At 40.2% G+C, this 14288-nt stretch carries 14 protein-coding genes; 8 read left to right on the forward strand and 6 right to left on the reverse strand.

The genetic code is table 11. The features are described from left to right. Positions 1 to 102: 102 nt before the first annotated feature. The 5 genes from HMPREF9331_RS09205 to lysS all read left to right on the forward strand — a co-directional run bounded on the left by HMPREF9331_RS09205 (position 103) and on the right by lysS (position 5439). Entirely contained in the window at positions 103 to 681 is a 579-nt protein-coding gene (locus tag HMPREF9331_RS09205; protein WP_172539815.1) for a PhnA domain-containing protein, read from the forward strand. A 43-nt stretch (positions 682 to 724) separates the two neighbouring features. After that, a complete protein-coding gene (locus tag HMPREF9331_RS09210) occupies positions 725 to 1867 on the forward strand; it encodes a hypothetical protein (protein ID WP_016420697.1) in 1143 nt (380 codons plus the stop codon). Further along, positions 1864 to 2574: a DNA repair protein RecO gene (gene recO / locus HMPREF9331_RS09215; RefSeq protein WP_016420698.1), complete on the forward strand. Its 711-nt coding sequence runs from the start codon at positions 1864 to 1866 to the stop codon at positions 2572 to 2574. Before HMPREF9331_RS09210 ends, recO begins: the two co-directional genes overlap by 4 nt. Before the next feature lie 62 nt (positions 2575 to 2636). Next, entirely contained in the window at positions 2637 to 3662 is a 1026-nt protein-coding gene (gene ruvB, locus HMPREF9331_RS09220; protein WP_009641697.1) for a Holliday junction branch migration DNA helicase RuvB, read from the forward strand. 91 nt (positions 3663 to 3753) lie between these two features. After that, a complete protein-coding gene (gene lysS, locus HMPREF9331_RS09225) occupies positions 3754 to 5439 on the forward strand; it encodes a lysine--tRNA ligase (RefSeq protein ID WP_016420699.1) in 1686 nt (561 codons plus the stop codon). Positions 5440 to 5840: 401 nt separating this feature from the next. Here the strand turns inward: lysS and HMPREF9331_RS09230 are convergent, their stop codons facing one another. The 5 genes from HMPREF9331_RS09230 to HMPREF9331_RS09250 form a co-directional block, all read right to left on the reverse strand. Then, positions 5841 to 6086 (reverse strand): hypothetical protein, encoded by a 246-nt coding sequence (locus HMPREF9331_RS09230; protein ID WP_016420700.1) that lies wholly within the window; start codon positions 6084 to 6086, stop codon positions 5841 to 5843. Between the two features lie 66 nt (positions 6087 to 6152). After that, positions 6153 to 6608 (reverse strand): hypothetical protein, encoded by a 456-nt coding sequence (locus HMPREF9331_RS09235; RefSeq protein WP_016420701.1) that lies wholly within the window; start codon positions 6606 to 6608, stop codon positions 6153 to 6155. A 93-nt stretch (positions 6609 to 6701) separates the two neighbouring features. Then, a complete protein-coding gene (locus HMPREF9331_RS09240) occupies positions 6702 to 7091 on the reverse strand; it encodes an SUKH-4 family immunity protein (RefSeq protein WP_016420702.1) in 390 nt (129 codons plus the stop codon). A gap of 2 nt (positions 7092 to 7093) precedes the next feature. Further along, positions 7094 to 7753 (reverse strand): hypothetical protein, encoded by a 660-nt coding sequence (locus HMPREF9331_RS09245; protein WP_016420703.1) that lies wholly within the window; start codon positions 7751 to 7753, stop codon positions 7094 to 7096. 47 nt (positions 7754 to 7800) lie between these two features. Beyond that, positions 7801 to 8238 carry an SMI1/KNR4 family protein gene (locus tag HMPREF9331_RS09250; RefSeq protein ID WP_016420704.1) on the reverse strand — a complete coding sequence of 146 codons (438 nt, stop codon included), beginning with the start codon at positions 8236 to 8238 and terminating at the stop codon, positions 7801 to 7803. Positions 8239 to 8671: 433 nt separating this feature from the next. On the opposite strand from HMPREF9331_RS09250, the gene HMPREF9331_RS09255 reads away from it, so the two are divergent. After that, positions 8672 to 10996 carry an outer membrane beta-barrel family protein gene (locus tag HMPREF9331_RS09255; RefSeq protein WP_016420705.1) on the forward strand — a complete coding sequence of 775 codons (2325 nt, stop codon included), beginning with the start codon at positions 8672 to 8674 and terminating at the stop codon, positions 10994 to 10996. Position 10997: 1 nt separating this feature from the next. Here the strand turns inward: HMPREF9331_RS09255 and HMPREF9331_RS09260 are convergent, their stop codons facing one another. Further along, positions 10998 to 11795, reverse strand: a complete 798-nt coding sequence (locus HMPREF9331_RS09260) for a DUF2797 domain-containing protein (protein ID WP_016420706.1) — start codon at positions 11793 to 11795, stop codon at positions 10998 to 11000. A 263-nt stretch (positions 11796 to 12058) separates the two neighbouring features. Between HMPREF9331_RS09260 and HMPREF9331_RS09265 the strand changes: the two genes are divergently transcribed. Both HMPREF9331_RS09265 and HMPREF9331_RS09270 read left to right on the forward strand, forming a co-directional pair. Further along, on the forward strand, positions 12059 to 13585 hold the full coding sequence (locus HMPREF9331_RS09265; protein WP_016420707.1) for a GH3 auxin-responsive promoter family protein: 1527 nt from the start codon (positions 12059 to 12061) through the stop codon (positions 13583 to 13585). A gap of 52 nt (positions 13586 to 13637) precedes the next feature. After that, positions 13638 to 14126, forward strand: a complete 489-nt coding sequence (locus HMPREF9331_RS09270; protein ID WP_016420708.1) for a hypothetical protein — start codon at positions 13638 to 13640, stop codon at positions 14124 to 14126. Positions 14127 to 14288 lie beyond the last annotated feature (162 nt).

Here is a 14288-nt window from a genome sequence, read left to right on the forward strand (position 1 = left end):
ATGACTAATTAGCACCAAAATTAACAATTAGCCCTTTACAATTAACAATTAAAAGTTGTATTTTTGCCGCTTGTAAGCCACAAGTGGCAAAATACAACTTTTATGTTATTAGATGATCTGAAAAAGCGCAGTGGAAACTGTTGCGAACTATGTGGAAGCACTACTTCCCTAAGTATCTACCAAGTGCCACCTTCCAAAGTAGGAGGCGTAGATGATAGTCTTTTGGCTTGTGAAACCTGTATCTGCCAAATCAATAACCCTGAGACTATGGACAGCAATCATTGGCGTTGCCTCAATGATAGTATGTGGAGTGAGCACCTGCCTGTAAAGGTCATGGCTTGGCGTATGCTCAACCGTCTCAAAGCAGAAGGCTGGTCATTAGACCTACTCAATATGCTGTACCTTACAGATGAGGAATTGGCTTTTGCTCAAGCGCTTAATGACCACTTGGAGGAAGGTGAAAAAGTCATCCACAAGGATAGCAATGGAGCTATACTTTCCGCTGGGGACAATGTGGTACTTATCAAAGACTTAAAGGTAAAGGGCAGCAGTATGGTCGCCAAGCAAGGTACCATTGTGCGCAAAATTGCCTTAGACCCTGAAAACGCCCAATATATAGAGGGGAAAGTAGAAGGGCAACAGATTGTAATCCTTACCCAATATGTCAAGAAAACTACTTAACCCCTTTCAAGTGGTAAGGTAGCCTTTTTCATTGTATATCCAAATGAAACAAACCCTACTCCTATTCTTTCTTATAGGCAGCTTACTCTCCTGCGAACAACGCAAAAAGCCAGCAATATCCCAGAGACAAGAGGCCAAAAGTGTATATATCAAGAAATACACCTATCCTGAACTGAGCGAAGAAGCCGCCCAGAATATACGTAATTGGTATGAACTGAAAACCATTTACCAAATACTACTGAGTATTTCCCCAGAGCGACAAACTGTTCCTATACTAAAGAATACCAACCCTGACTCGCTCTATGTATATAAGCGGCTCTATGCTACCGCCAAAGAAAATATCCAAACCAATGGGAGCATCATGCAGGATTGGCGTGACTTAGAAAGCAAGTCCGACACCGCTTACAAGTTTGTCAAGCGCAAGACGGACGAGGGAGCATCCTTTGCTTGGGAAGCGATTTTGCTTAAAGATCTTCCCTATACTTTCTCTGTGCGTATGTACCCCTCCTCTGGCATCAAAAAGGTAAAGCTGGAAATCATACGCCAAAAGGATCAGAAGGTTATACGTGAGCAGTTCTTACACTTGGACAGCCTCTCTCTCAATACCTTAGCCCCCTATACCAAGCTCACTCCTGTAGATGATGGTTGGCTCAAGGTAGATATGCAGGTAGAGACACCCCTATATGGCGAATACTCCTTTGCTATCAACTATGATGAGAAGGAAGTAGCCGAAGATTACATTTCCTTCTATCGTTCTGAGCTTCTTTTACCTGTAAAGTACCAGGATGAGATAGAAAAATCAAGCGAAAAGCTACTTGGAAAGGAGAAAAATATCAAAAGCTCGTATAACAGTATCTATTTTTGGCTCTTCCAGCTTGAAGATGAGCTCAGGCAGCTATGGGCAAAGGACAATTTCCCTGAAAAGCTCCGCCGAAATGAGATCAAAGCCCGTCTGAAACTCTTTGAGACCTATGTACGTCGGCTCTCTAGTGAGGTCAAAGAAAACCCCAGACTTACCAAGGAGGAAGTACAACAAGGCATCTTAGACATACGAGAGTCCTTTGCCTCTGTGATTCGTTATATCAACTTCCTTAACAAGGAAAAGTTGGACGACAAGCTCGACACCTTGCTCAATAGTTCCGATACCCTCACACTCAGCCCCAATCACCTACTCCCGCCCCAATGATACAAACCAAGGCCATAGTCCTTTCTGCTATTAAATTCCAGGAAACAAGCCTTATCGTACGTTGTTATACACTAGAAGGGATACGCTCCTACCTGCTTAGGGGCGTACTTAAGCATAAGAAAAAAGCCATTACCCCCGCCTATTTCCAACCCTTGAGTCAGTTGGAGGTTATCACCACTGACCGTAATGATGGCACACTGGAGTATATCAAGGAAGTGAAAGTCAGTTATCCTTATAAGAACTTGCACCAAAGCGTGATCCGTAGTTCGGTATTGTTTTTCTTGGCCGAGATAGGGGGGAGTGTATTACAGGAGGAAGTACCTAATGCTGCCCTTTTTTCCTTTTGGGAGAAGAACCTACAATGGTATGACAGGGCAGAGCACTTTGCCAACTTTCACCTAAAATTCCTCACTGACCTTACTTTCTACTTAGGAGTATTACCCAATACAAGTGCTATAGAACTCCCCTTTTTTGATCTAGAAGCAGGGGTATTTGTCGCCATGCACAATGGCCATTTTCTGATGAGCGAGTCCGAGAGTCTTCTTTTGAAATTCTTCCTCACCCACTCCATAGAGGAGGTTAGCCAACTGAAAATGAGCCGAGAAGAGCGCAATGACCTCTTGGAGCAACTCTTAAACTATTACCGCTGGCACCTGCCCGCCTTCAAGACACCCCACTCATGGGAAGTGCTCAAAAGCGTGTTATAGACTTGCTTTCTAAGGAATTTTATTGTACTTTTGTGGCGTGGTTAATTTGACCCAATGATTCTATGAATGCAAACCTGAATCCAGAAAAGAGTAACCTCTCTCCCCAAGAGTTGGATATAGAGCGCGCCTTACGGCCACTTTCTTTTGATGACTTTACGGGGCAGGAGGCTATTTTGGAAAACCTTAAAATATTTGTCAAGGCGGCTAATCTCCGTGGAGAAGCTCTCGACCATACCCTCTTCCATGGCCCTCCTGGACTGGGGAAAACAACCCTTGCCAATATCTTGGCCAATGAACTGGGCGTAGGCATCAAAATCACCTCAGGCCCAGTGCTGGACAAGCCTGGGGATTTGGCTGGGCTTCTGACCAATTTGGAACCTCGTGATGTACTCTTTATTGACGAGATTCACCGCCTTAGCCCCATTGTAGAGGAATACCTCTATTCGGCTATGGAGGATTATAAGATAGACATCATGATAGAGTCCGGCCCCAATGCTCGTACGGTACAGATTAACCTCAACCCCTTTACCCTTATTGGGGCTACTACCCGTTCGGGCTTACTTACCGCACCTATGCGAGCACGTTTTGGTATCCAAAGTAGGTTGCAGTACTACACTACCGAACTGTTAGCCTCTATCCTCCAGCGCAGTGCCTATATCTTGGGGACACCTATCTCCGAAGAGGCTGCCATAGAACTGGCAGGGCGTAGCCGAGGTACCCCACGTATTGCCAATGCACTGCTCAGGCGTGTACGCGACTTTGCCCAAATAAAAGGTAATGGTAAGATAGATATAGAAATCACCCGCTTTGCCTTAAAAGCCCTCAATGTAGATGCGCACGGCTTGGACGAAATGGACAATAAGATACTCCTTACTATCATTGACAAGTTCAAGGGCGGCCCTGTAGGTATCACTACCTTGGCCACGGCTGTTTCTGAAAATGCCGAAACCCTTGAGGAAGTATATGAACCCTTCCTGATCCAACAAGGATTTATCATTCGTACCCCCCGCGGAAGAGAAGTTACCGACCTAGCTTATAAACACTTAGGAAAAGTACGCTTCCATGATGGGCAACCGACATTGTTTTAAGTGAAGAACAAAAAATATTGTTAATAATTAATCATTCATCATTGCTCATTAATCATTATTTTGTACTTTTGCCCTCATAAATCTATATAAAATGACCGAACAAGAACTCATCCGTCGAGAGAAGCTCGCAAAGCTCAGGGAATTAGGTATCAACCCATATCCTGCTGAGCTGTTCCCTGTGAACTTCCTCGCCAAAGACATAGAAACCCAATACGAAGAAGGTAAGGACGTGATCGTAGCTGGCCGCCTGATGTCCTTCCGTATTCAGGGGAAAGCCTCTTTCGCTACCTTGCAGGACAGCTCTGGTCGCGTACAACTCTACTTCAAGCGCGATGACCTCTGCCCTGGGGAGGACAAGACTCTCTATAATGAGGTATTCAAAAAGCTCCTAGACTTAGGCGACTTTATCGGGGTAGAAGGTACCCTCTTCACCACCAATATGGGAGAAAAATCCATTGAGGTAAAGCAGTTTAAAGTATTGTGTAAGACCCTACGCCCGCTCCCCCTCCCTAAGGTAGATGCCCAAGGAAAGGTACACGATGAGTTCAACGATGTAGAACAACGTTACCGTATGCGCTACGTGGATTTGGTAGTGAATCCGCAGGTGAAAGAAGTATTTCTCAAACGTAATCGCCTATTCAACGCCATGCGTGAGTACTTCAACAATCACGGATATATAGAAGTAGAAACCCCTATCCTTCAGGCGATTCCTGGAGGAGCTTCTGCGCGTCCGTTTATTACCCATCACAACGCTTTGGATATTCCGCTCTATATGCGTATTGCCAACGAACTCTACCTTAAGCGCCTCATCGTAGGGGGCTTTGATGGAGTATATGAGTTTGCCAAGAACTTCCGCAACGAGGGAATGGACAGAACCCACAATCCTGAATTTACAGGAATGGAAATATATGTGGCTTACAAGGACTACAACTGGATGATGGAATTCACCGAAAACCTCTTGGAATACTGTGCTAAGGCGGTGAATGGTACTACCAAAGCTACCTTTGGCAAGCACGAAGTGGATTTCAAAGCGCCTTATCCGCGTGTTACCATGACCGAAGCTATCAAACGCTTTACAGGCTTTGACATTACAGGAAAGAGCGAGGACGAACTTAGAGTTTTCGCCCAATCCATTGGCATAGAAGTAGATGATACCATGGGCAAGGGTAAACTCATTGATGAGATATTCGGAGAAAAGTGTGAAGGCAACTTTATCCAACCTACTTTTATCACCGACTATCCTAAAGAGATGTCGCCACTTACCAAGGAACACCGCAATGACAAGAACCTTACCGAACGCTTTGAACTCATGGTATGTGGTAAGGAGATCGCCAATGCCTATTCCGAGCTAAACGACCCTATCGATCAGCGCGAACGCTTTGAGGCACAAATGGCGCTCTCCGAACGTGGAGATGACGAAGCAATGTTTATAGACCAAGACTTCCTCCGCGCCTTAGAGTATGGTATGCCGCCTACTTCAGGATTAGGTATTGGTATGGATAGGCTTATTATGTTCCTAACCAACAATGAGACCATACAGGAAGTACTCTTCTTCCCACAGATGCGCCCTGAACGCAAGGAAGTAGAACTCTCCGATGACGAAAAACTAATCCTTGACCTGCTTAAAAAGGATAACAAGTTACCTTTGGAAGACCTCAAGGCCAAGACCGGATTTTCCAATAAGAAATGGGACAAGGCGATCAAGGGACTTACCGCTAAAAAAGTAGCGGCTGTCAGCAAAGAGGGGGAAACGCTTTTTGTATCTATTAATAGCTAGTGGTTAAACTGCCAACTGAACTGATTAACATAACAAAGCCCCAAGCTGTAAGGCATGGGGTTTTTGTTTTTAGAAGGTTATAGTCAATCATATTTAACGTGAGTTCGATATAACGAAAGCTCCCACAGATTTTCACGGATTTCACAGATTTTTTATGTTTGTGTAATTGTGCTGTTGCGATTTACACAGATTTTTATAAGGCCAAAGGCCTTATTTATCCGTGGAAATTAAGGAGTTATACTTAGTTGTTGTATTATTCTCTCCGTGAAAATCCGTGGAATCTGTGGGAGAAAAATATAATTTTGTTTACGTCGAACTCACATTACTTTTAGTTACATACACTTGTCCAGCTTTTCTTCTATTCTTCTGTCAGCTCATTAAAATTCATGTCATCATGAAGACTAAGTATACAATTTGTCTACCAGTTCCTCTGCCAATATTCCTGATTCTGTCAGTTCATAATCTTTATCAAAGCCATATATATCAAGATAATCTAATGCTAAATCTCTTATTTTATCCATATCATCTTCAGATAACTCAATAATGACTATATGATTATCCTTATAGAAAACGTTAGTAATTATAGATTGTTTCATTAAATCTTGCAAAAAATAATATTGTTTTATCGTTAATTTCACTCTTTGCATAATCTTTTTGCTTTTTTAGTTGAAGTTGATTAACAGATATAATTTTACCCGTTGTTGGATTAATAACTACTTCTGCTTTTCTACATAGAAGGACAATACATCACCATAGTTATAGGGATCACTTATGTATTCTATCACTATATTTTTATTAGGAAATTTATGTTTAAAATAAATATTCCAAGAAAATTGTATGAATTCACCTATCTTTCTAAATAATTTATCATCTATAGTATCCGTACAATGAGCAAATAAATCATATAACTTTAATTTATTTATCTCAAATTCTATTTCTCTACTATTGTTATATCTTTTCTTGAGATTCTTATAAAGAAGGTCATCAAAATTATCTTTTAGAAAAATACAATCCTCAATTTCTATAATCTCAGGAAATAGTAATTTACCTATGATTAAAATATCATCAGGATGGATATTAAAGCTTATATATTGATACATGTCAATATTATCTTTCTTAGACCATCTGTCTTTCCACTTTATATATTTGTCAATTTCTTCCAGATTCATATTAAATATTTTTATAGAATTTTTCCTACCTCTGATAGCCAAACAAAGTTCTTCATTATGTAGCATGTATCTAAATAAATAGCGCTTGTAACACTATAATATCCCCTCCTCTACTTGTTCTAAGATATAACTCCACCAAGTATTTGGCTCCAAACATGGAGTGTCTATTTTAAAAAAGTGGCTTTTTATAGTTTTTAGCTTTTTCAACCGTAATGTATCACTGTATTCTTCTTGAAAATCAAAGTTTTGTATAAAAAACAGCAAGCAATCTAAGAGTTGGTTCAAGGACGAATTTATAAAAAGAATACTCTCTGATAGAGAATAAACAGAGTGGTTGCTACTGCTAACCCCTATTTTATCCTCGTAATCAACTCCTATAATATAAAAATCACCTTCTGTATAAACAGGAAGTTTAAAAGAAAGCCCTATAAAGCTAAGGTCTAAAAAGTTTCTTATTATTTTCTCTATTTCTAATTTATCCATTTCTATTTAGATAGATTGGTTTTTATTGAATGTTCCTTATTTCTAAAAATATTCCTATCTTCTAAAGAAAAAAGACGGGGTGTTTGTAGTGTTTTTACTAATTTCATTTGTGCATTGACTTCATCTCTGACAATACTCTTATCCATATTATCAAAAAGATACCCCCATTTGTACGAGGCGATGATATACGAAATAACTTCCATAGGCGCATGGATAGCACGCTCTCCATACCTTTCTGCCTTTTGTTTTATCCCTCTGTAAATCTCATCAAAGCGACCTATTAAGAGAAGAATACACAGTTCAGGAAATATTTCATCATCATAACTTTCGTATTTTTGCTGTAAGATATTCTTAGGATTTATAATTTTTCCTTGCTCATCTATTACAAAAGGATAGGTTTGTTCAAAAACAGACACTAACACTTTCCTTTTTTCATCTACCTGATATAACATTTCCCAACAAGAAAAATACATCTCACTAAATAGGGCGTATTCCTCTGGATACGTCTCTTTATAAGAGGCTAACACATCAAACGGATAGGATATATTCCACAAATTCCAAAACAGTATATTATCCTTAGTGATATACTGAAATTCACGTTGTATATATTCCTTATATTCTTTATATTCCAAGAATGCTTCTGTTCGCGCTTCTTCTGTCATTTTAATTTGATGCTACTTATTGAAAATATTGAGGATTTATTACCTAATTATGGCAGAGTGGTATGCTCTAAAATGGTTATAAACTCACTGAATGTATCGCATACAAAATAGGTATTACAATCGCTATTGGAAGCCTCAAAAAAATGAGAATGGTCATAAAAATAAATCCCTTTGGAGAAATCACCCACGTCTGTGGTTACTAAAAGGAGCATCCCTCCTCCTGGATCTGTCCCAATGACAAGGCTTTTGTCGGGAAAATCCTCATGGAACTCTTCATAGGTTTCTATACATTCTTCTATATCATAGAAAAGCTCAAACATAATGTATTCCTCTATATCCTTTACATAGAAATAGGCTTCATCAATGGTAGCACCGTCATTTTGGGCTAAAAAATTAAAATAATCATCAGGCAAGGTAAAGCCTAAAAACTCCTGAAAAGCAAGGGCTTTTGCTTCACTACCTTTGTTAATTGCTTCTATTTTCATACTAAAGCTGTTTAACCTTTTTAGAGGTGTAAAAGTTCCTCAAATTAATAATTTTGGTACAAAAAGAGAGCACTAAAACTCAGTAACTTTGGGCAAAGATACAATAAATAAACGGATTATTTCTTTTTTAAGTGTAGAAAAAAGAGAATCTAAGAGCAATAATGTCCTATTACTACTTGAACAAATGGAGTAAAACGGGAGCTTTCAGTGAATATAGTTGGATCTATTAAGGAAGAAGAAATTAGACTTAGCTTACGTTCAATTGGATGGAAGCCCTAAAACTGGAAATCACAATGATTTATTAGGGTTTATCTCCCATTTTCTTAAAAAGATGTAACAATTTTTAACATTCCGTATGTCGCATAATATCTAATTTTGTTGTATTTTTGTGATAAAGAATTAACAACCATCTTCATTAACCAAAAATATAAAAATGAAAAATATTATCCTATTACTATTCTTAGTCGTTAGTGCCACTACTGCTGCACAGACTACTTTTAGAGGCACATTGGTCAACCCCGATCAGAAACCCGTCAGTGATGCAAATATTATCCTGATGTCGCTCCCTGATTCTACCTTAGTAAAGGGAGTTATCAGCAATGGACATGGTTCTTTTGAACTACCCAATCCCGCTAATAGCAAAAAGGTGCTTATTAAAATCACACATTTGGAATACCAAGAGAAAGTATTGTCTCCTACAAGTAGTAATTTAGGTACGATTGTTCTAATTCCCACTTCTAATGAATTAGATGCTGTGGTTGTTACTGCCCGCCGCCGTCCTATTTTGGAACAGAAAGGCACTCGCATTAGTACCAATGTAGCACAATCTACCTTGCAAAAATTGCCCACTACCGATATGCTATTGAACTTCCTACCTGGGGTTAGTACTTCCTATACAGGCGGTGGCTTCGAAGTTTTTGGCAAGGGGAATCCCATCTTCTATATTAATAATCGCAGGGTGCGTAACCTTGATGAAGTGTATCAGCTATCTCCAAAAGATATTGAGCGTATAGAGATGGAAACCCAACCAGGTGCCGCTTTCGATAATACAGTAGGCGCTGTTATCTACATCATACTCAAAAAGAAACCAGGAGATGGACTTAGTGGGGCAGCTGAAAACACCTTCTATTTCTTCAAAAAAGGCATAATGGATGAAACTTGGCTAAGCCTCAACTATCGTAAAGGGAAAACCGACTGGTTTACAAGTATAAGTAATGATAATCATTTTAACCAAGAAGACTATAATGTAGCTCAGGATTTGCAAGTATTTACCCAAAATAACCAGTGGCGAGTACTCAATGATGAAACCCGTCAAAATCAGCACAAAAACATTAAAACAAAGATAGGATTTGCACACGAATTCTCTGAAGAACACTCTCTGGGTATGAGCATAAGAGGGAGTATTATACCTTTCAGCGGACACAACTTTAGCACTCAAGAAACGACCACTTATAAGAACCAATTGCTTACTGCTCAGGGGCGCAATGAGTATGACCAATTTGAGCAAGACAAAAAACTCAGTGTCAATGCCTATTACGAAGGCAAACTCACTGATGTACTAAAAATGCAAACTGATGTGGATTATATCGGTCTGCGTTCTGATAATACTTCAGACATTGTCGAGCACAACCTCCTTAATACAACCTCTCGCAACGTACACACGCATTCCGATGTGATTTCTAATTGGTGGGGGCTCAAGACCACTTTCTTTCAACAGTTAGGCAAAGGGACTCTTGGCTATGGTGTTGAGGTAAGTAACCTACACCGCACTGAGAATTACCAAGACAATGTACTTTCTGCCTTCAATGCTAAAAATAACGAAACTCGTTCGGATGCTTTTCTTAGTTTTTCCTATCCTATCAAAAAGGTAAATCTAAAACTTGGCACACGCTATGAGTATGCTGATTTTGATTATTATGAAAACGAGCAGAAAAGCGAAGCGAAAAGTAAGACCTATCGAGATTGGTTGCCTAATGTATCGGTAGCTTTCCCTTGGGAGAAAACTCAAATAACTTTCAGCTATGCGCGCAAGATTAAGCACCCTACCTTCCATGATCTCAGTGACTACAATAGCTATGTTTCTTCTTTCCTGTACAATCGCGGAAACCCTTATATTACACCTCAACTCACTGATGAGTGGAATACGCTGGCCACTTATGGCCCTGTATCAGCTTCCGTTACTTATTCCCTTATTCACAAGGGAATTTATGCCGATTACCAACTCTCTTCTATCAACTCCGATGCAGTAGAAGAAATCCTTCGTAATTATGACGATTTTAGCCTACTGAAATGTGCACTTAATGCTCAAAAACAAATAGGAAAGTGGATGCCTAAACTTACCCTTACCTATGAAAAACCTTTTGCTGATAAGGTGTTTTACAAAAGTGAAGGACTTTTTTCAGTAGAATGGATGAACCAAATCACCCCTTCAGAAAATTGGCTTTTTTTAGTTATGCTTCTCTATAAGAGCAAAGGATCTATGCAAGAAGCCTACTACATATACAAGCCTGTAAGTGGTGTATTTGTAGGAGTAGCACGTGCATTCTTCCACCAATCACTTTCTGTATATGCTGTAGCCTCCGACTTTTATAATGGGCTGAACCGACATGCCCGTATACAAAACTCATACATCAGTAACAGTACCGCCTATAGCTACAGTAATTTTAGTTTCAAGATAGGGATAAGCTATAACTTCAACACTACCCGAAGCAAATACAAAGGAAAAGAAATAAGTGAGGAGGAAAACAACCGGATGTAATTTAAGAAAAACTAATTTCCACTACAAACCCCTCGTGTCCACGTACATTAAATACCGTATTATCCTCAAAGAGGAGGTATTGCCCTTTGATTCCCATAAGCCTACCCTGATATTGTAGGGTCTTGGGCATGGTGAGGCTTGTCACTTTGGTAGGATACCTAAGGACGGGATAGTTGATATGATAGATAGGTACTTCTTCACTGAAGTAAGACAAGGTCTCTTGGGGTAGAAACGCTTTTAAGCCTTGTTTGATAGTATTGAGATCCACTACTTGTAGGGTATTGGTGACCATCTTGCGCCAATTGGTCTTATCGGAGATATGCGCTTTGAGGGCGACCTCCCCTATCCCTGCCAAGTAGCGGTTGGGTACCTCCAACATTACCAAGGCCTCATGAGCGCCTTGGTCTATCCAGCGGGTAGGCATCTGTGTTTTGCGGGTAACGCCTACTTTCACCTCACTGGAGTTGGCCAAGTAAAGCAAGTGCGGTTGTAGCTGTACCTGCTGTTCGTAAGCCAAATCCCTATCCTCTATACCCAGATGTGCCTTGCTCAGCTCTGGGCGGATGATCCACTCCCCTACCTCTGGGGCTTCAAAAAAACATTTCTTACAGAGTCCCTGCCTGTAGATCTCCTTGGGTTGCCCACAGTGCAAACAGTGGTAACCCGCAAAGCGCAGGGTGAGCTGTTGTCCTAATAGGTCGTTCATGGGTAGCTCTCCTTCCTCTAAAGAAAGATAATATTGTACAGGCGTTTGTGCCTCGGTTCGCATTTTTCTTAAAACCGTTTGGTAGGTATTCATATTTTTTGTACTTTTACGTCCGCTATAGAATGAGAGTCCTATGTAAGTAAATTACTTATTTCTGTATTTGCTCCCACAGATCTTCACGGATTTCACAGAGAAAAATACAGGTAACCACTAAGTATAATATTGTGATTTTCACAGATAAATAAGGCTTTCAGCCTTATAATAATCTATGTAATCCGAGAAAATCCGTGGGAGACTCTCATGATTGACAAAAGTAGTAAAAATAAACCAAACTCCGAACATCTTTTTTAGAAAATATGGCTTTAACGATTATCCATTCCATTGCTTCTTGGTTCTTGCGCAAGCGTATAGACCAGATAGAAGAATTCATCAAACGCCCTCATGAAGTACAAGAAAACGTATGTGCCAAGCTCTTAGAAGCCGCACAGAGTACCGAGATGGGCAAGCAATACGACTTTATTTCCATTCGTAACTATGAGGATTTTGCCGCACGTATCCCCATCTCTATCTATGAGGATATAGAGCCTATGATAGAGCGTGCCCGTCGTGGGGAGGAGAACCTTTTTTGGCGTACCCCTATCAAATGGTTTGCCAAGAGTAGCGGTACGACCAATGCCAAAAGCAAGTTTATCCCTGTAAGTGAGGAAGCGCTTCAGTATTGCCACTATAAGGCAGGCAAGGATATGCTTTGCTTATACCTGAATAACAACCCCGACTCCAACCTCTTTACAGGAAAGAGCCTACGCCTTGGGGGCAGTAAGGAGTTATATGAGGAAAACGGCACTATCTTTGGCGACTTATCCGCTATACTCATAGACAACCTCCCTTTCTGGGCTGAGTTCAGCTGTACCCCCTCCACCAAGGTGTCGCTGATGAGCGAGTGGGAAGCCAAGATGAAGGCTATCATTGCGGAATCCTCACGAGAGAATGTAACCAGCCTGGTAGGTGTCCCTTCATGGATGATGGTGCTCCTTCGACAAGCGCTTGCCTATACAGGCAAAGAAAACATATTAGAGATATGGAAAAACTTAGAGGTATATTTCCACGGCGGGGTGAGCTTTGTCCCTTACCGAGACCAATATAAGCAACTTATTCCCTCCGATAGTTTCCGTTATTATGAGACCTACAACGCCTCCGAGGGTTTCTTTGCCATACAGGACAGAAATAACAGTGACGAAATGCTGTTGATGCTGGACTATGGTATATTCTATGAGTTTATCCCTATGGACAGCTTTGGTACCCCTTCCCAAAAGGCTATTCCCCTATGGGAGGTAGAGATAGGTAAGAACTACGCCATGGTGATTACTACCAATGCAGGGCTTTGGCGTTATCAGATAGGCGATACAGTACGCTTTACCTCCACCTCACCCTATCGTATCAAGATTACAGGACGCACCAAGCACCATATCAATGTATTTGGGGAAGAACTTATCATAGAAAACACCGAGGAAGCGCTCAAAAGAGCCTGCCATGAGCACCATTGTAGCGTGATAGAATACACCGTGGCACCTATCTTCATGCAGGGCAACAAAAGCGGCGGGCACGAGTGGATCATTGAGTTCGAAACCGCCCCTGAGGATATAGAAGCCTTCACCCGCACCTTGGACACTGAACTAAAAGCTCTTAACTCCGATTACGAGGCCAAGCGCTATAACGATATGACCCTTGCTATGCCCAAGATACACATTGCCCGAAAGAACCTCTTTCACGATTGGCTTAAAGAAAACGGCAAGTTAGGAGGCCAACATAAGATTCCGCGCCTTTCCAATACCCGTGATTACTTTGAGGCAATCTGGAAGCTAAAGGATCATAATACCAATTAATAGTAGGAGATGATGGTATAGTCTCATTCGTTAAGACGTAATAAAAATTACTATGAAGAAAAATATCACCAAAATACTAATTACATTAGGATTGTTGCTCTTTATTGTATTTGATATTATGTATCTTATGGGGTGTTATGTATCCCTAAAATTCCAAATAGAAGACAATGTTAGCTCCACAACCACAGATGTAATATACAATTTTGTTGATAAAGTTGCCGTTTTTTCAATAGTCAATGCTTTAATCATCTTCCTATTGGGGGGATATATTCTTTTTAGAAACAAGAGAACCATAGTTGAGAGAAAAAATAAGTCTATCCCTATTTTTGCTTGTATATACATTATCCTGCAATTATCAGTTGTATTTTATAGCTACTATGGATTAAAATCCAATAGCCAACAAGATATGATAGGAACCAATGTTATGAAAAGTATAAACGATATGACCATAGGACTTTTTACATCTCTCATTTTTAGCTTGATTATATGCTGTTTGATGCTTCTATTTATCCATAAAAGGTCTATAACTAATGGTAGGTGATTCAATAAGAGTTTTTTGGAAATATAATATTTCAATAGCCATTGTGCTTTTTGGCGTCTATCTTATGAATTACTTTGTATTCCACTAATAGCTATGTATGGAATGGCGCAAGGAAATTAAGATTTTACTTCTGTACAAATTAAAATAGATTAAAAAAATAAA

The sequence above is a fragment of the Capnocytophaga granulosa ATCC 51502 genome (assembly GCF_000411115.1).
GTDB classification, from domain to species: Bacteria; Bacteroidota; Bacteroidia; order Flavobacteriales; family Flavobacteriaceae; genus Capnocytophaga; species Capnocytophaga granulosa.